The organism is Vibrio diazotrophicus (assembly GCF_038452265.1).
In the GTDB taxonomy this organism is placed as follows: Bacteria; Pseudomonadota; Gammaproteobacteria; order Enterobacterales; family Vibrionaceae; genus Vibrio; species Vibrio diazotrophicus.
This window is the reverse complement of sequence record NZ_CP151842.1, coordinates 958,046-976,455: the sequence shown is the minus strand read 5'-3', so window position 1 is coordinate 976,455 and position 18,410 is coordinate 958,046. Positions and strand designations below refer to the sequence as shown.

Genomic DNA, 18,410 nt, shown 5'->3' with positions numbered 1-18,410 from the left:
GTTTTTGATCTGTGTTTGCCAACGCTTCATTAAGTTATCATAGTCACAATAATCAGATTGAAAAAGGAATTGTCATGTCCAATGATGACGTTAAACAAGAGCGCCACAAAGCTCGCCAGCAAAAAGTAAAAGAACAGGTAGATGCTCGAGTCGCAGCCGCTCAGGAAGTGAAGGGGTTATTGTTGGTTATTACTGGTAATGGTAAGGGTAAGTCTACGTCCGGTTTTGGCACTATTGCCCGCGCCGTTGGACACAACAAAAAATGTGCCGTAGCCCAGTTCATTAAAGGAACTTGGGATAATGGCGAACGAAACTTGCTTGAAAAGTTAGGCGTTGAATTCCAAGTTATGGCGACTGGGTTCACTTGGGATACTCAGAATAAAGAAAGCGACACAGCTGCGGCGCAACTTGTTTGGCAAGAGTGTAAGCGAATGCTGAAAGATGAATCTATCGATGTCATTTTATTCGACGAACTGACTTACATGGTCAACTACGGCTACATTGAGTTAGACGAAGTGGTTGAAGCACTAAGCCAGCGTCCACATATGCAGTCTGTCATTATTACTGGCCGCGCAGCACACCGAACCTTAATTGAAATGGCCGACACCGTTTCCGAAGTCAAAAATACCAAGCACGCATTTGAAGCAGGAGTTAAAGCTCTGCAAGGTATCGACTGGTAAATATCTAGTTGAAGTCATTTTCATCATAAAAAGAAAGCGAGCGGAGATTACACCCACTCGCTTTTTTGTTTATTAGAGGAATCAAGCTAGTTAAACAGACCTTTCAGTAAGCTATCAACCGCTTTCTTAGTATCTTCGTCCTTGATCTTGTCACTCAATTTCTCGATACCTCGATCTACTTCTTTTTTCGCTTTCTGTTTGAGTACATCATCAAACACAAGTTTGTATTTAGGCTCAGACCATTTACCTGAGATGTTGACCGGAATAGTCACATCGCGCAGCTCATCAACGTCTTTACCGCCTTGACCTTTCAACGAACCCACCACTGAAGTGCTGAGTGTAAAGTCTACCGTTTCATCTAAGTAGTTCGCTTTACCCTGCCCTCTGATGCGAAGAGCTGGTGACTGCATATGCAGATCATCGGTCGTGATATTACCCTTATCAAGCTTGAGCGTCGCTGTCATCGCACTGAAATCGGTTTTCTTAACATGGTCAGCTTCAGTGACATCTCCACCCGTTATTTTGGCGTAGTTAGTACGTAACAAGTGTGCAACGTTGATACCATTAACAGCGCCATCGGCGAAGTTGATTGCAACTGTACCGACAAGGTTCTTTTGGATACCTGTAGGCGTTAAGCTTTTACCCTGTGCGTTAACTTCTATATTACCTGTGCCTTCAAGCATATCGTTATCAAGCACATCCATCAGCATAGGTTGTACCTTCACACCTTTAACTGATTTCTTCACCGTATAAGTGGCAGGTGTTTTTCTGGTATCCACTAGGGCTGTTGCTGATACTGATCCTTGATACAAGTTGGCAGTAAAAGATTTCAGTGTCACCAAACCTCGGTTCACGACAACATCCGCTTTCACGTTCTGCATTTTCGCATTGTTCGCTTTTAGCTTATCAATAGTGATGTCGCCGGCAACGTCGAGTGTTTGCAGTGCAGATAGATCCGGCTCCACCTCTTGTTTGCTTGTACTAGCGGGTTTGGTCTCTGTCGACACTGGTTTCTCAGAAGCCGTTTCTGAAGAACTTGCTGAAGCCGCTTTCTCGTTACCAAGGAAGGCATCTACATCAATATCTGGGCTATGCAGGCTAAATCTTACTTTCGGGATATCCGCCAACGCCACATCGAGTTTACCGTCAAACTGCAATGCGTTAGCCGTTAACTTCGCAAGAACAACATTGAGCGTGCTTTTGCTGATATCAAAAGCAATATCCGATTGCATGCCAACCTTCATCGGTGACTGAGGTAAAGCTGCGCCCTGCAGATTTGCTTCCAGAGTAAATCCGTTTGCCGCTACTTTTGTGATCTCTTTATTCACCACCAGTGAGCTAGAGCCTTTCGCCTCTAACATCATATCTGCAGCTTTACCTTTTACAGAAAACTCTAGCGCATTTGGCTTATCAAAATCGAATGTTACCAACGCTAACTTTGCAGACTCAATGTTGTTTGCTTGGTCGCTAAAGCTCGCGTCCACGTTGATATTGCGTAACGCATATTGCGCAAAATCACTCGACAGTTTGACTTCTGCATTCCCTGAAGCTGCAAAGTTCTGCGGATTGTTTTTTTGCTGCTCATTGCGCCCTTTTGCAGCGAAGCTCACTAAGGTCCACTTCTCTGCTTCGAACTCATCCACTTTTAACTGAACATCGTAGAGTTTGGTTTGCGTTCCTGCTTTACGATCCTGAATATTCAACAACGCATTGTTGACAGTGACGCCAGCCAGTTGAATTGTCCAATCCTGAACACCGCTGGTTTGCTCTGGAGTTGGAGAGGGACTTTTGCTTTCTGCTGGTGCTTGAGTGTCAGCAACTTCTTGTGAGGTTTTCGCTTTAGTCAAACTGTCTAAATTCGTTCGACCATCTTTCAATGTTTCTAAATAAATTTCAGCACCATCAAGCTGAACATTGCCAATAACGAGTTGTTTATCCAACAGAGGCATCACGGAGACATCCACCCCAACGTTGTCCACTTTGAACATATTTGGGTTAGTGAATCCCTGTGGGTTTTTCAGTTCGGTTTTGCCAATTTCAAAGCCAATTGAAGGGAAGAATTTCCAGCCAATGTCGCCTTCAATCATTAAATCTAATCCGGTTTGTTTCTTCGTTTGTTCAACAATTAAAGGCTTGAACTGGTTTGGGTTCACGAATAAAACAAGTGCTGCAACTGCGCCTAAAACGACGACCACAAGTACAGCAACCAAGAGCAACAGTTTTTTCATCTGTTTAATCCTTGCTTGAAAACATCAACACCTGCGATTAACCGATGATTTTCAATCAATTAATCAATTAATCAATGATATAGATATAAAAAAAGTGACACTTAAAGTGCCACTTTTCAGTTAAAAAATAAAGTCGGCTAATGCCAAGCATTAGTCAAAATTACGATTTTAGCAATTTCGCAATGTGTGCTTTTAACACATCGATCGCGATACGGTTTTTACCGCCACGAGGTACGATGATGTCAGCATATTGTTTTGACGGTTCAATAAACTGGAGGAACATAGGACGAACCGTTTTTTGATATTGCTTCAGCACTGAATCCATTGTGCGACCACGATCTTCTACATCACGCTTCACGCGGCGCAGCAAACAGATATCTAATGGAGTATCCATAAATACCGTTACTTGCATAAGCTCACGTAGACGTGGGTCAGTCAGCAGCAGAATACCTTCTAAAATGATGACTTTCTTAGGTGTCATTGTGGTGGTGTTAGCGGTACGAGTATGCTCTGTGTAGCTATACTCTGGTACTTCAACAGCGTGACCGTTCATCAACTGTGTTAAGTGTTCACACAGTAAATCATGATCCAATGCACTTGGGTGATCGTAATTCGTTTTAACACGCTCTTCCATGCTCAGATGGCTTTGGTCTTTGTAATAGCAATCTTCCGTAATCACACCTATTTGGTGGTCACCAACTTTCGCACTCAGTTCATTGTAAATTGTGCTGGCTATAAGACTTTTACCAGAAGCTGATGCGCCGGCGATACCAACGATGACGCATTGATTATTATCAGACATGTATGTGCACTCGATACGTGTATTTTGGGAATTAAGTTAAACCGCCTGATTATAGGGAGTTCAAAAGGGTTATACCAGTTTGCATTAACGTTAAATGACAGTAATTTCTGATGTTGAACAATAAAAAGTCAGAGTAAACGATTACATCTACTCTGACTCAGTGACCATTCATTTCGATCGTCTTTTAAATCTCAGAAAATGATCAAACTTACTCAACCATGGTAAACATGATTGACTCTGGTTTCACCTTTCCTTGCCAGTACATCGAAGCGCAAACACGTTCAGCCAGTTGAATATAAACGGCGGCATGCTCACTGTCTGGGCGAGCGGCGACCGTTGGTTTACCAGCATCAATATCTTCGCGCATGCTGATGTGGAGCGGAATTTGAGCAAGCAGTGACAATCCAAATTCATTCGCCAGCGCCTGTGCTCCACCATGACCAAAGATATGTTCTTTCTCACCACAATGACTACAGATGTGATAGCTCATGTTCTCGACCATGCCAATCACCGACACATCCACTTTCTCAAACATTGCCGCACCTTTACGAGCATCCGCCAACGCCAGATCTTGAGGCGTCGTGACGATAAGTGCTCCGGTCACTGGTATTTGCTGAGAAAGCGTCAACTGGATGTCACCCGTACCCGGTGGCATATCAATAACCAGATAATCCAGTTCAGGCCATTCTGTCTCAGTAAGAAGCTGAGCCAATGCTTTTGATGCCATTGGACCACGCCAGATAGTCGCGTCTGATTTATCCACCAGATAACCAATTGAATGAGTGTAAATGCCATGCGCAGATATCGGTTGCATCCATTTGTTGTCACGAACTTCTGGTTTTGCATCCAACTGCCCCAGCATCATAGGCACTGAAGGGCCATAAATATCGGCATCGAGCAAACCAACTTTCGCACCACATTTTGCAATCGCTAATGCAAGGTTGACCGCCGTGGTTGACTTACCCACCCCGCCTTTTGCTGATGTCACGGCAATAATGTTTTTCACACCACGCACTTCTGAAGCGACGTGAGTCTCCAGAGCTTTAGGGCTAACAACAACCTCATAGTGGAAAGAAGGCACTTCACCAGACTGCTGCTGTTGTGCAATCCAGCTTGAAAGTTCTTCAGGCAAAGAGAGTGCGGCAAAAGGGAGTGTTATCTTAAAGCCTTGAGCTTCCACAGAAACAATATTTGGTTGCGAAGCCCAATCTTGAATAAGAAAAGGATGCTGAAATTGGTTTAACCAATCACAAAAATCTTGCTTTGAACTGAATTGACGCATAGGTCCTCCTTGTTAACCCTATGCTACCACCAGCTAAGCCTGTACAGAACCCCGAAAAAACTAAGGCAATCACACCTTTGACACCTTGGAGTTAGATGGCTCATGGGGTAGTATTACCCATCAAAATTTTTATACCTATCAAGAAAGCGAATATTAAGTATGGCAAACGATCCAAGACTCTCTACCGCAAGGAAATTGCTGGTAACTTGTGCCCTTCCTTACGCTAACGGTTCAATCCACTTAGGTCACATGCTTGAACATATCCAAGCTGACATCTGGGTTCGCTACCAGCGTCTACGCGGCAACACTGTAAACTTCATCTGTGCTGACGATGCCCACGGCACGCCAATTATGCTTAAAGCTCAACAGATGGGTATGACACCAGAAGAGATGATCGCCGCTGTTAGTGAAGAGCACCAAAAAGACTTCGCTGGCTTTGATATCAGCTTTGATAACTACCACAGCACTCACTCAGAAGAGAACCGTGAGCTGGCTTCACATATCTATCTAGAACTGAAAAAGAATGGCTTTATCTCTAGCCGTACCATTTCTCAGCTTTTCGATCCTGAGAAAGAGATGTTCTTGCCAGACCGTTTCGTAAAAGGTACTTGCCCTAAGTGTAAGTCAGAAGACCAATACGGCGACAACTGTGATGCATGTGGTGAGACATACAGCCCAACAGAGCTAATCAATCCGAAATCTGCAGTTTCTGGCGCTACGCCAATCATGAAAGATTCTGAGCACTTCTTCTTCGACCTGCCTCAGTTTGAAAGCATGCTAAAAGAGTGGACTCGTTCTGGTTCTCTTCAAGCTGAAACAGCAAACAAGATGCAAGAGTGGTTTGAGTCTGGTCTGCAACAGTGGGATATCTCACGCGATGCACCTTACTTCGGTTTTGAAATCCCGGGCGAAAAAGACAAGTTCTTCTACGTTTGGCTAGACGCACCAATCGGCTACATGGGTTCATTCAAAAACCTATGTAACAAACGTGATGACCTAGATTTCGATGAATACTGGAACAAAGACAGTAAGACAGAACTTTACCACTTCATCGGTAAAGACATTGTTTACTTCCACAGCCTATTCTGGCCAGCGATGCTGGAAGGTTCTGGTTTCCGTAAACCTAACAACGTTTTCGTTCACGGCTACGTAACTGTTAACGGCGCTAAGATGTCTAAATCTAAAGGTACTTTCATCAAAGCAAGTACTTACCTAGAGCATTTAGATCCTGAGTGTCTGCGTTACTATTACGCTGCGAAGCTAAACAGCCGTATCGATGACCTAGACCTGAACCTTGAAGACTTTACTCAACGTGTAAACGCTGATGTAGTTAACAAAATCGTTAACCTTGCTTCTCGTAATGCGGGTTTCATCGCTAAGCGTTTTGATGGCAAGCTTTCAGACAACTTTGTAGAACCAGAACTTTATAACGAGTTCGTAGCAGCCGCTGACCGTATCGCAGAGCAATTTGAAGCTCGCGAGTTTGGTCGTGCGATTCGTGAAATCACGGCACTGGCAGACAAAGCAAACCAATACGTAGATGAAAAAGCACCTTGGGTCGTAGCAAAACAAGAAGGCCAAGATCAAGAACTGCAAGATATCTGTTCAGTCGGTATCAACCTGTTCCGCGTTCTGATGACGTATCTGAAACCTGTCATGCCTGAGCTAGCAGCGCGCACAGAAGCGTTCCTAAACCAAGAATTAACTTGGGAAGGTATCGCTACTCCGCTAACTAGCCATGAAATCACAGCGTTTAAGGCACTGTTCAACCGTATCGATCCTAAGAACATCGAAGCGATGATTGAAGCATCGAAAGAAGATGCAGCCGCTGAAGTCGCTGCGAAACAAAAAGCGGAAGCTGCGCAAGCGACAGAGTTAAGCAAAGATCCAATTGCAGAAGAAATCGAATTTGATGACTTTGCAAAAGTTGACCTGCGTATTGCTAAAATCGTTTCATGCGAAGCTGTGCCAAAAGCAGACAAACTACTGAAATTCCAATTGGATATCGGTGGTGAAATGCGCCAAGTATTCTCAGGCATCAAAGCCGCTTACAAACCAGAAGACTTAGTGGGTAAACTAACGGTTGTTGTTGCAAACCTTAAACCTCGTAAGATGAAGTTCGGTATGTCTGAAGGCATGATCCTAGCGGCTGGCCCTGGTGGCAGCGAACTATGGATTCTTGAACCACACGAAGGCGCTCAGCCTGGCATGCGTGTTCTGTAATCACTCAGAAAATCAGCTTTAAGAAAGCCCCAACGTGATAAGCGCTGGGGCTTTTTTATGAACCAGCTCACACTTTTAGTTCAATTTGCACTTCAATGGTGCGAAATTTCAATCCATCAAATTATAAGTTATTGATTTAAATACAAATAACCCTTGGCATTAAAACTGCAATTCCTTTAGTAAACAATAAAATCCTTTCACTGGTTGACGCACAGTTTCGACTGTCACGTCTCTACGACAAGGTAGCAACAAGGAGTTGGTTATGTTTGTCATTATCTCAATGCTGATCTCTATCGGCATACTTGGTTTGATGTTCTACTTTTCTAAGCAAAGAGAATCGACTTTGCAGCGCAAGTACGAGCTTCTGATCGATCTTCGCCAGCTGTTATATTTGAGCCGACAACACCGCAGTGCCACTCATCATGCACTGATGTTCGGAGAAAAAAGAGAAGCAGAGCTTAGCCATTTGCAAGATTTACTGCATGAGAAATCGAACCATCTGATTTCAACATCGCATTTCGATAGCAAGCCTATGTATCGTGTTTTGCAGCTTAAATTGAAAGCTCTGATGAATAACTGGCAGGACAGGAGCATTGCTCGCAACCAAATGATGCACGGCAAAGCCATTCGACACTGTATGTTTTTGATGGACGAAGTCATGCTGGCTTGGTTAGTGGAATCAAACCGAGAAGATTTGAGTGAAGAGTACCATATGAATTGGCAGCAAGTGATTGACTCTATGGACACTCTGACCCAGCTACGTATTTCAATTGAAGATATGCATACCCAAGATGGTTCCGCACGTTTGCGTCATTACTGTGACCTATTACGCCGCAAACTGAATCAATTGGCGTTGATCAGTCCGTTGTCTATTGCGTCACCAGCCTGTTCAAAAGCGATGCATATATTAAGTGAGCTGCACGAGAATCCAGCCTTTGATATTCCTCAGGAACAGCTATATCAACTGACTTCAGATGTCTCGCTGAGCATTGCGCACGTTTATGACCAAATGCTGGCGGATGTCAGTGAGAGTCTTTACATCCCTTTGCCTAAACTGGTCGTTGCTTAATAAACGAAAACGCCATACTGCGAACAGTATGGCGTTTAAATTCAAGCATTCTCTACGCAGTTAAGCTGCGAATAGAGAGAATTAAAGCATCTTACGAGCGGCTTCTACTACCACTTTGATTGAGCGAGCTTCTGTCTCTTTCAAAGTTGCATGATCTGGAATTTCTTTTTGAGTACGGTTGATGATAACACCAGCGACACAACCTGCTTTCAAACCAGAACTTGCACACATAGTAAGCAGAGTTGCTGATTCCATTTCAAAGTTTAGTACGCCCATTTCCTGCCATTCTTTCATTGAACCTTGGAAACGCTTAACAACACGACCTGTGAATGTATCGTAACGTTCTTGACCTGGGTAGAAAGTGTCACTGGAAGCAGTAATACCCATGTGAACTGTCGCACCGCTCTCTTCCGCAGCCTGTTTCATTGCGATCGCAACATCGAAATCAGGAACCGCTGGGAACTCCATTGGAGCAAAGTGAAGGCTTGCGCCATCAAGACGAACAGAACCTGTGGTCACAATCATGTCACCAACATTAACGTGTGGTTGAATTGCACCTGTTGTGCCTACACGCAAGAAGCTACGAACACCTAGCTGAGCTAACTCTTCTACAGCAATAGAAGTTGAAGGGCCACCGATACCAGTAGAACAAACAACAACCGACTTGCCATCAAGTTCTGCGCGATAAAGCGTGTATTCACGGTGGCTTGCAAGAAATACTGGGTTATCCATTAACTCTGCAATTTTTTGTACACGCGCTGGATCACCAGGAATGATCGCTAACGTTGCGCCATTAAGATCAGCTTCGGTAACACCAAGGTGGAATACTGCTTGAGACATAGGTTGCTCCTTCATGCGGCTTATTCAGCTCATAAATATAAATAGGTACAGGACAACTTTAGCTCAGTATTAAAAGCCATAGAGTGATAGGAATCACACCATTAAAAGCAAGATATGCATTCGTTTCACATTTAAGTGATGTAGATCACTTAAAATTTATTAAATGGTTAATATGCGCGCTGATAGGAAAATTCAAAAGCACAGCGCTTAACTGTGCTTTTAAGAGAGAAAATCACATTGATGGTATGGAATGAGGAGGTTGCTTTTTATACTTGATGTTTAAAACAATTGGCTAAGTTTTTACCTATTGCTCTTAACACATCACGCCGCGTAATAATCCCTACCAGCTTGCCATTATCAATAACAGGGTAAACTTTAGGCTTTCCGACTTTCATCATATCGGCCAACTCAATGATCGACATTTCCGGAGAGACAGAAAGCACTTCTTTATACATGCAGTCACTGACAATATGTGTGTCCTGACAGAAGTAACTCACTTTGACCAGTTTATCGAGCAAGTCCTGTTCTGAAAGGAAGCCAATTACGCGTTCCTTATCATCAATAACGGGCCCGCCCAAGTGATCGGAACGAATCACTTTATCGAGCGCAGCAGACAAAGGCATATCAGGAGTAAAGGTCACCGCTTTAACGGTCATGTAATCTTTTACTTTTAGTGAATCCATTTCAGTCTCCTTAGGTTCCTTATTTAAAGGTAGCTGTTAATCTAAGTGTTGACTAATTTCTTGATTTTACTAAATGGGATTCACCAATTTTTTGATTGTTGCAACCTATGGCTACGTAAAAAATCTGTCGTTCTTACCTTTGGAACAGCGATAACTCTACTTCACCCAACGCTGAGCAGCTTTGGAATCTGAGTCTCTTGAATCAATCCAGCGAGTTCCATCGGTTGTACGCTCCTTTTTCCAGAAAGGGGCTTTGGTCTTTAAATAGTCCATGACAAATTCACAGGCTTCAAAAGAGGCAGAGCGATGAGCGCTGCTGACACCGACGAAGACGACTTGATCGCCGATATCTAAATCACCAATACGGTGAATTAATCTCAACTGCAATAGTGGCCAGCGTGATTTCGCTTCATCACAGATTTCGTTAAGAGATTTCTCCGTCATACCCGGATAATGCTCTAAATGCAGTCCTGTCACATGGTCACCTAAGTTCATGTCACGAACTTTACCTATGAAAGTCACGACCGCACCCGCATCTGTGCCCGATGAAAGCGCTTCATACTCTTGAGCGACACTGAAATCTTCTACCTGAACCGATACATAGCTGTTCATATTAACCTCCAGTTACCGGTGGGAAGAAAGCCACTTCATCGCCATCTTTAAGTTCAGAATCCATCGGTACAATTGATTGGTTAACCGCAGCCAACAATTTTCCGGATTCTAATGCCAGTGCCCATTTGTCCGATTGAGCCACAAGATGTGCACGCAATGCTTCAACCGAATCAAACTCATGCTCAAGTGACAAACCATCACAGTCCACTAATTCTCTTGTTTGGGCAAAAAACAAAATACTAATCATACATCTACCTTAAAATGACCCGATTTACCGCCCGTCTTTTCTAACAAGCGAATTTGCCCAATTACCATATCTTTCTGCACAGCTTTACACATGTCGTAAATCGTCAGTGCTGCAACCGAAGCCGCGGTTAGCGCTTCCATTTCAACACCGGTTTTGCCAGCGAGTTTACATACTGATTCAATACGAACCTTGTTTTCCGATTCAATCGCTTCTAACTGGACTTCAACTTTTGAAAGCAGTAACGGGTGGCAAAGTGGAATTAAATCCCATGTTTTCTTGGCTGCTTGAATACCAGCAATACGTGCCGTGGCAAACACATCACCTTTGTGATGCTGACCCGATACGATCAGTTGCAGCGTTTCTGATGCCATGTGAACAAAAGCTTCTGCGCGCGCTTCTCTTACCGTTTCCGCCTTTGCAGAAACATCCACCATGTTGGCTTCACCAGAAGCGTTAATGTGAGTGAATTGAGTCATTGTCCCTCACTCTTATAAATGCGGCATAAAGTTACATGGACGATGGCTGGCATCTAACTGCTGTTTGATGATCTTCGTCCAGCCAGTGCGGCAAGCTCCTGTTGAGCCAGGCATCGCAAAAATAACCGTATGGTTTGCGAAACCAGCCACCGCGCGAGACTGAATAGTAGAAGTGCCAATTTCTTCATAAGAAACCATGCGGAACAACTCTCCGAAACCTTCAACTTCTTTATCAAACAGAGGCTTTAACGCTTCAGGGGTGCTATCGCGCGAAGTAAAACCGGTACCACCTGTGATTAATACTGCCTGAACCTTTTCATCCGCAATCCACTGTGAAACCACCGCACGTATTTTGTACATATCGTCAATAACGATTTGCTTGTCTGCTAAGTGATGCCCTGCTTCCTGAAGTTGCTCAGCAAGGTAGCGACCTGAGGTATCATTTTCTTCTGTACGTGTATCTGAAACGGTTAACACTGCGATGTTCGCTGGTTGAAATTTGCTTTCTGCGTGACCCATTTGCTCACCTTAATTCAATTATTATTCGTTAATTTAAATCTGATTAATCACGATGATTACTAGCCTTCGAAATGGCTTTAACCACCAATAGACGCTAAATGCGGAGTCATGCCTGTATTTCCTTCCTGAAGAAAATGGCTGACGGATTTGTTCTGCAGTTGCATTTGAATACGTTCGATCAACTCCGCTTCCTGTGCATCTTCCTGAAGCAAATCTCTGAGCTCTAGACCTTTTTCGCCAAAAAGACAAAGATGCAGTTTACCGAGCGCAGACACTCTGAGTCGATTGCAACTCTCACAGAAGTTTTTTTCGTAAGGCATGATAAGACCGATTTCGCCCTGATAATCCGCATGCACAAAGACCTGAGCTGGGCCATCATTGTTTTCTCTTGCTTTTAGAATCCATCCGTTGGCAATAAGCTGATTACGGATTGTGACTCCAGAGACATGATGTTTAGCGAATAAATCGTCCATTTCACCGGTTTGCATCAGTTCGATAAAACGCAGTTGGATTGGACGGTGTTTGATCCATTCAAGAAACAGAGGAAGTTCGTTGTGATTGCGATCTTTCATCAACACCACATTCACTTTGACTTGTTTATAACCGACTTCGAACGCGCGGTCGATGCCAGCCATAACTTGATGAAAGCGGTTTTCACCCGTGATTTGATGAAACATTCTCGGGTCTAAACTATCGACGCTAACATTGATATGCGTGAGGCCTGCGTCTTTCCAATCTGCAACCCCCTTTTCCATCCGATAACCATTGGTAGTGGTGGCTATTTTCTTAATATTTGAGTTATCGGAAACCAAGCGGATGATATCGGTAAAGTCTTTACGTAATGTAGGCTCACCACCAGTAATACGTATTTTGGAAGTACCACAATCAGCGAAAGCATTCACCACGCGACGGATTTCTGGAAGGGTTAAAAAAGACGAGTTTTTGCTCCCCGAAGGTTTATAACCATCAGGCAGGCAATAAGTACATTTGAAGTTACAAACATCGGTAACTGACAGACGTAAATAATAAAATTTACGCTGGAATTTATCTTCGAATTGTTGCGCCACGGAACACCTTTCCAAATACGGGAGGCATAAACATTTCCACTTATGCCCTCGTGACAATATGCCACTGGCTTTTTAACCATATCACTATCAATAGTCTCAAGTGACTTAGATGAAAAAGCTCGGAGTTATGGCAGCCGGCTAGAAAGCTGAACGCTTATCTAATCAGCGACTACTGGCTGTAAAATACTGAAAAACGCATCATCTTTCTAGTAAATCAGTTGCAAAAGAAAACCAAAGTCCTAATTTACCTCTAAATAAGTATATGTCGTTTTCAATATCCTATACATTCTAGTACACCAAAGCCTCTGGAGGATTGTTGATCGGCAATACATTCACAACTTAACTTCCATCGGCTAAGGTTTTATCAAATATTAGAAGAATAAAGATGATGAACTTATATAAAGATAAAAAAGTGGTCGCTATTGGCGGCGGCCACGGTTTAGGACGAATTTTGGCAGCGTTAAAGCATTTCGGTTCTAACGCAACAGGTATTGTTACCACTACGGACAACGGCGGTTCGACCGGGCGAATTCGCCACTGCCAAGGCGGAATTGCTTGGGGTGATACGCGTAACTGTATTAACCAGTTGATTACCGACCCTTCCATCAGCTCGATGATGTTTGAATACCGCTTTAAAGGCAGCGGCGAGCTTGATGGTCACAACCTCGGTAACCTGATGCTAACGGCACTGGATAACCTCTCGGTTCGTCCATTGGACGCAATCAATCTTATCCGCACCATGCTGAAAGTTGATGTAAACATTATTCCTATGTCAGAACATCCATCCGATCTCACCGCATTAGCAACAAACGGCAAATGGGTAACAGGCGAAACCAACGTTGATGAGATGGAAGACGATTTGTTGCGACTCGACCTTGAGCCAAAGGTTGCGGCAACGTTCGAGGGAGTCGAGGCGATTGCGGCAGCCGATGCAATTATTCTTGGTCCCGGCAGTTTTCTTACCAGCATAATGCCGCCGCTACTTCTGCCTAAAATCGGTCAGGCTATTTTTGACAACCAAAAGGCCAAGGTGATTTTTATTGAGAACTTATCACCTGAATACGGCCCTGCGGGTCGTATGAGCCTGAAACAGAAGCTCGAATGGTGCGAACGCGCTTGTAAAAATCGTAAGATTGATGTGGTGATCGGCCCGAAAGAACACCCTGATTTAAAAGACAATTGGAACTGCGTGACTCGCGATTTGGCATCACCAAACCGCGATTGGCGTCATGATCGAGACAAGCTGCGCCTTGCAATTGAAGAGCAGTTGAACGATTAACTCATCAACTAGGCTTATTGGTTACCACTGCAGCTAAGGCCGCAGTGGTGATAAAAACTACCGATAATCGGTAACAATTTACAATCACTGATTAATCACAGCTGCTTGTGACAATTAACTGCTGATAGTAGCCGTGAGTCTGGTTAAGAATATCTACCATGTTCGCGGTTTCTACCGCTTCATCAAATTGCTCACCTAATTTTGCCTTAGCGTCAAGGTCGACTGCTTTTGCGCAGAGTCTATCTGCACCAAAACTCGCCGCACTGCTCTTTAATGCATGACTGATATCTTTAAGGTATTGAGTTTTATCAATTACCTCATCGCTGGTTAAACTTTGCTGATAGGCTACTAGCTCACCAAGAAAAATTTCAAGGAGCATTGGTACGTTCTCTTCACCAATTTCTCTTGCTAATTTCTCTATCTTGCTTTGGTTTAACACGTCCATAATTATCGACTTTCCTTCTCTTTCTCATTCCACGTTTGTAGTTTTCTGTAGAGCGTTGAAGGGCTGACATCCAAATAGCCCGCCGCTTTTGGAATGTTGCCATCGCAAGCTTCTATCGCTTTTTCGATCGCCTGTTTTTCTGTCATCCAAAGAGGAAATATTTCATGCACAGTGATAGGGCCGCTCATCGGCATGTCAACGGGTTCAACACGTTCCTGAGGTAAGTTCAACGGTGGAGGCAACATCTCTTGAGTGATCTCTTTACCCTCATTAAGAACCACTACATTACGCAATACGTTCTGTAACTGACGAACGTTACCCGGCCACTCATAGCGCTTAAAGCGCTCTACCACTTCAGGAGACAAGCGAACAAAACCTTTGCCTTCTTCTTTAGACATATAACCCAACAGCGAATAAGCGATTTCGATGACGTCATCGCTGCGTTCACGCAAAGGCGGCAGATGCAATGGTATAACATAGAGACGGTAATATAAGTCTTCCCTAAAACGCCCTTCCTGCACTTCTTTCCATGGATCACGGTTGGTTGCACAAACGAATCGTACATCCACGCTTTTCATCTTAGAAGAGCCGACTTTTTGAAATGTGCCCGTCTGAATAAAGCGCAGCAGTTTTGTTTGCAATTCTAGATCCATCTCGCACAACTCATCGAGAAAAAGTGTGCCACCGTCTGCTAATTCGGCTGCGCCTTGTCGGTCAGCCGCTGCACCTGTAAAGGCACCTTTCACGTGACCAAACAACTCACTTTCAATCAAATCTTTAGGAATCGCAGCACAGTTAATAGCGATAAACGGTTTGTCACCGCGTTTACTCGCCGCATGAATCGCCTCTGCACACACTTCCTTACCAGTACCACTTTCTCCGGTAATAAAAATGCTCGCTTTACTGGTCGCGGCCGAGTCTATGGTGCGATAAACCGCCTGCATCGTCTGACTACTTCCTATAAAGCCCTGATAATTCTGATTATTCAGACCATCAGCGTCATTTTTTAGCTTACTGGCTTTGCGAATAGCGTTGTTAACGGTGACACGCAGTCGATCCGCTTCACAAGGCTTAATCAAGAAGTCCTGAGCCCCGTGGCGCATGGCTTCAACCGCAGTATCAATCGAACCATGCGCAGTCATGAAAATAACTGGGACATCAGGTGATTTCTGTTTTACGGCATGCAAAACGTCCATCCCTGTCATATCTGGTAATCGAAGGTCGAGAAGAATTAAATCAGGTTCGCGTGCGGCGATGCTTTCTATTGCTTCGCGCCCCGTCCCTACTATGTTGATATCTATTTCAAGTGGAGTGAGATATGAACGATACAGTGCCGCCACGGACACAGTATCTTCCACCATCAATAAGTATTTTGCTTTTTGTGGTGTGTAATTATGTTGCATAACCTAGCCATTTATTTTTGCATTTTGCTTCATGATTGCATTAGAAGTTGCATTTTGCAAACAAACAGGGGCTAAACCATACAACTAGTATGAGAATTGAACAAAATTGGTATTTTATACTTGGCACGCTAAATGCTTGGTACTTAATGACCCTAACGGGTCACCTAGCCAACTGACGTTGTTAGTGAATACGATATTCACGAAATTACAGCCAATAGAGACGATTTCTATTGGCTATTTTTTTATCTGACTATAGCTCAGAATTCATGGCTAAGAGTTAGCAATAAATTGCTTTCTTAACTCTTCAATCTGATCGCGTGTTTTCGCCGCCATCTCGAACTCAAGGTTTTGTGCATACTTGTACATTTGACCTTCTAACTTACTGATCTCTTTATCCAATTGCTGTGGAGTTAAAGACCCATAGTTAGCAGCATCCTCTGCGACTTTAGACAGTGCAACCACTTTACTTGATTTCTGTTTGCGAGATTTAGCAATATCGCCGATTTCCATAATGTCTTTGATATTACGTTTTAGCGCCTGAGGTTTAAGCCCCATGGCCTCGTTATAAGCATGCTGTTTTTCGCGACGACGGTTGGTTTCATCCATGGCTTTCTTCATCGACTTCGTAATGCTGTCAGCATAAAGAATGGCTCGACCTTCAAGGTTACGAGCAGCACGACCAATGGTCTGAATCAGAGAACGTTCTGAACGTAAGAAGCCTTCTTTGTCCGCATCCAAAATCGCAACCAAAGACACTTCTGGCATGTCCAAACCTTCTCGCAACAAGTTAATCCCCACCAATACGTCAAATTCGCCTAAACGCAAATCTCGAATGATCTCGACCCTTTCCACTGTATCGATATCCGAATGAAGATATCGCACCTTAACACCATGTTCATGGAGATATTCGGTCAGGTCTTCCGCCATACGCTTAGTCAACGTAGTGACAAGTACTCGTTCATCTTTTGCAGAGCGGATACGAATTTCGGACAACAGATCATCAACCTGAGTAGCAACAGGACGAACTTCGAGCTCAGGATCCAATAACCCTGTAGGACGAACCACTTGGTCAGCCACTTCACCCGCCGATTTCTCTAACTCATAATTACCCGGCGTCGCAGAAACAAAAATCGTCTGCGGTGCCAGTGCTTCGAATTCTTCAAATTTAAGCGGTCGGTTATCCAGAGCAGAAGGTAAACGGAAACCAAATTCCACCAGCGTCTCTTTACGCGAACGGTCACCTTTAAACATTGCGCCAATCTGCGGAACAGTAACGTGGGATTCATCAATCACTAATAAACCATCATGTGGCAAGTAATCAAAAAGTGTCGGTGGCGGCTCACCCTCGTTGCGTCCACTCAAGAATCGAGAGTAGTTTTCGATACCCGAGCAGAAACCTAGCTCGTTCATCATTTCAATATCAAATTGTGTCCGCTGAGTAATACGCTGCTCTTCCAGCAGTTTATTATTTTCAAGCAGATACTTACGGCGCGACTCGAGTTCAACTTTAATACTCTCAATCGCTTCGAGAATGCGTTCGCGCGGTGTGACATAGTGAGTTTTCGGGTAGACCGTAAAACGCGGTAAGTCTCGCTGTTTTATCGCACCAGTGAGCGGATCAAATAAGCTGATGCATTCGACTTCTTCATCGAACATTTCCACGCGCACCGCATCTTGGTCAGATTCAGCAGGGAAAATATCAATCACTTCACCGCGCACACGGAACTGACCGCGCTCAAACGCTACATCATTGCGGGAATACTGAAGCTCCGCCAAGCGACGCAGCATATCACGCTGATTGATCACATCTCCTCGGCGTAAATGAAGCATCATCTTCAAGTAGGAATCAGGGTCACCCAGACCGTAAATCGCGGAAACAGAAGCCACGATGATGGCATCTTTGCGCTCCAGCAACGCTTTGGTTGCAGAAAGACGCATTTGCTCAATATGAGCGTTAACAGATGAATCTTTCTCTATGAAAGTATCCGTCGTCGGCACGTAAGCTTCAGGCTGGTAATAGTCGTAGTAGGAAACAAAGTATTCGACGGCATTATTAGGGAAAAAAGCTTTCATCTCGCCATAAAGCTGAGCTGCAAGCGTCTTATTCGGCGCAAGCAAAATCGTCGGTCGTTGTGAACGAGCAATGACATTCGCTAGGGTAAACGTTTTACCAGAACCCGTAACACCCAACAGGGTTTGATGTGCAAGTCCAGCTTCAATTCCTTCTAAAAGCTGCTCTATGGCTTTAGGCTGATCGCCGGATGGGCGATAGTGTGATACCAATTCAAACGCCTTACTCATTACGCTTTCTTCCTACAGTCTGAACGAGGAACTATTGTCGCTGCTTGCCTTACAGCATGGCAAGTCATAATTGTTATTTACCATTGTGAAACCTTTATATACGATTCTTTTCCCTATTGATAAGCACTCATGAAACAGTTTCATAACTACGAATCGAACTTGTGTTTCAGATCTACCATGGCTAAAAAATAACGTTCGCATCAATCTAAAAAGTTTGTTAATATCGTCGCCCCACCGAGTTATACCCATCTAAA

17 protein-coding genes and 1 riboswitch are annotated in these 18,410 nt (G+C 44.0%); of the genes, 4 read left to right on the top strand and 13 right to left on the bottom strand.

Annotated elements, in window-relative coordinates:
- Positions 1 to 74 precede the first annotated feature (74 nt).
- Positions 75 to 680, top strand: a complete 606-nt coding sequence (gene cobO, locus AAGA51_RS04435; protein WP_042486171.1) for a cob(I)yrinic acid a,c-diamide adenosyltransferase — start codon at positions 75 to 77, stop codon at positions 678 to 680.
- 86 nt (positions 681 to 766) lie between these two features.
- On the opposite strand, the gene AAGA51_RS04430 is transcribed toward cobO, so the two are convergent.
- The 3 genes from AAGA51_RS04430 to apbC form a co-directional block, all read right to left on the bottom strand.
- Positions 767 to 2,908: an AsmA family protein gene (locus tag AAGA51_RS04430; protein ID WP_042486174.1), complete on the bottom strand. Its 2,142-nt coding sequence runs from the start codon at positions 2,906 to 2,908 to the stop codon at positions 767 to 769.
- A 160-nt stretch (positions 2,909 to 3,068) separates the two neighbouring features.
- Positions 3,069 to 3,710, bottom strand: a complete 642-nt coding sequence (gene udk / locus AAGA51_RS04425) for a uridine kinase (RefSeq protein WP_042486176.1) — start codon at positions 3,708 to 3,710, stop codon at positions 3,069 to 3,071.
- Between the two features lie 208 nt (positions 3,711 to 3,918).
- Positions 3,919 to 4,992, bottom strand: a complete 1,074-nt coding sequence (apbC, locus tag AAGA51_RS04420; protein WP_042486179.1) for an iron-sulfur cluster carrier protein ApbC — start codon at positions 4,990 to 4,992, stop codon at positions 3,919 to 3,921.
- A 159-nt stretch (positions 4,993 to 5,151) separates the two neighbouring features.
- Between apbC and metG the strand changes: the two genes are divergently transcribed.
- Positions 5,152 to 7,215, top strand: a complete 2,064-nt coding sequence (metG, locus tag AAGA51_RS04415; protein ID WP_042486181.1) for a methionine--tRNA ligase — start codon at positions 5,152 to 5,154, stop codon at positions 7,213 to 7,215.
- 262 nt (positions 7,216 to 7,477) lie between these two features.
- Positions 7,478 to 8,284, top strand: coding sequence for a hypothetical protein (locus AAGA51_RS04410; RefSeq protein WP_042486183.1), 807 nt, complete (start codon positions 7,478 to 7,480; stop codon positions 8,282 to 8,284).
- A gap of 81 nt (positions 8,285 to 8,365) precedes the next feature.
- Here AAGA51_RS04410 and udp read toward each other — a convergent pair whose 3' ends face one another.
- The 7 genes from udp to moaA all read right to left on the bottom strand — a co-directional run bounded on the left by udp (position 8,366) and on the right by moaA (position 12,728).
- Positions 8,366 to 9,124 (bottom strand): uridine phosphorylase, encoded by a 759-nt coding sequence (udp, locus tag AAGA51_RS04405; RefSeq protein WP_042486185.1) that lies wholly within the window; start codon positions 9,122 to 9,124, stop codon positions 8,366 to 8,368.
- A gap of 266 nt (positions 9,125 to 9,390) precedes the next feature.
- On the bottom strand, positions 9,391 to 9,807 hold the full coding sequence (locus AAGA51_RS04400; RefSeq protein ID WP_042486187.1) for a CBS domain-containing protein: 417 nt from the start codon (positions 9,805 to 9,807) through the stop codon (positions 9,391 to 9,393).
- 156 nt (positions 9,808 to 9,963) lie between these two features.
- Positions 9,964 to 10,419, bottom strand: coding sequence for a molybdopterin synthase catalytic subunit MoaE (moaE, locus tag AAGA51_RS04395; RefSeq protein WP_042486189.1), 456 nt, complete (start codon positions 10,417 to 10,419; stop codon positions 9,964 to 9,966).
- Between the two features lies 1 nt (position 10,420).
- Complete coding sequence (gene moaD, locus AAGA51_RS04390) at positions 10,421 to 10,666, bottom strand: molybdopterin synthase sulfur carrier subunit (RefSeq protein WP_042486192.1); 246 nt, start codon at positions 10,664 to 10,666, stop codon at positions 10,421 to 10,423.
- A complete protein-coding gene (gene moaC, locus AAGA51_RS04385; protein ID WP_042486194.1) occupies positions 10,663 to 11,142 on the bottom strand; it encodes a cyclic pyranopterin monophosphate synthase MoaC in 480 nt (159 codons plus the stop codon). The genes moaD and moaC overlap by 4 nt, the downstream gene beginning before the upstream one ends.
- A gap of 12 nt (positions 11,143 to 11,154) precedes the next feature.
- On the bottom strand, positions 11,155 to 11,661 hold the full coding sequence (gene moaB, locus AAGA51_RS04380; RefSeq protein WP_042486196.1) for a molybdenum cofactor biosynthesis protein B: 507 nt from the start codon (positions 11,659 to 11,661) through the stop codon (positions 11,155 to 11,157).
- Between the two features lie 77 nt (positions 11,662 to 11,738).
- On the bottom strand, positions 11,739 to 12,728 hold the full coding sequence (gene moaA, locus AAGA51_RS04375; RefSeq protein WP_042486200.1) for a GTP 3',8-cyclase MoaA: 990 nt from the start codon (positions 12,726 to 12,728) through the stop codon (positions 11,739 to 11,741).
- Positions 12,716 to 12,865, bottom strand: a riboswitch (molybdenum cofactor riboswitch). (Overlaps the previous gene by 13 nt.)
- Positions 12,866 to 13,116: 251 nt before the next feature.
- Between moaA and yvcK the strand changes: the two genes are divergently transcribed.
- A complete protein-coding gene (gene yvcK, locus AAGA51_RS04370; protein ID WP_042486268.1) occupies positions 13,117 to 14,007 on the top strand; it encodes a uridine diphosphate-N-acetylglucosamine-binding protein YvcK in 891 nt (296 codons plus the stop codon).
- A gap of 91 nt (positions 14,008 to 14,098) precedes the next feature.
- Here the strand turns inward: yvcK and luxU are convergent, their stop codons facing one another.
- From luxU to uvrB, 3 genes are all read right to left on the bottom strand, one after another.
- Complete coding sequence (gene luxU / locus AAGA51_RS04365) at positions 14,099 to 14,452, bottom strand: quorum-sensing phosphorelay protein LuxU (protein WP_042486204.1); 354 nt, start codon at positions 14,450 to 14,452, stop codon at positions 14,099 to 14,101.
- A gap of 2 nt (positions 14,453 to 14,454) precedes the next feature.
- A complete protein-coding gene (gene luxO / locus AAGA51_RS04360; protein WP_042486207.1) occupies positions 14,455 to 15,855 on the bottom strand; it encodes a quorum-sensing sigma-54 dependent transcriptional regulator LuxO in 1,401 nt (466 codons plus the stop codon).
- A gap of 270 nt (positions 15,856 to 16,125) precedes the next feature.
- Complete coding sequence (gene uvrB / locus AAGA51_RS04355; RefSeq protein WP_042486208.1) at positions 16,126 to 18,156, bottom strand: excinuclease ABC subunit UvrB; 2,031 nt, start codon at positions 18,154 to 18,156, stop codon at positions 16,126 to 16,128.
- Positions 18,157 to 18,410 lie beyond the last annotated feature (254 nt).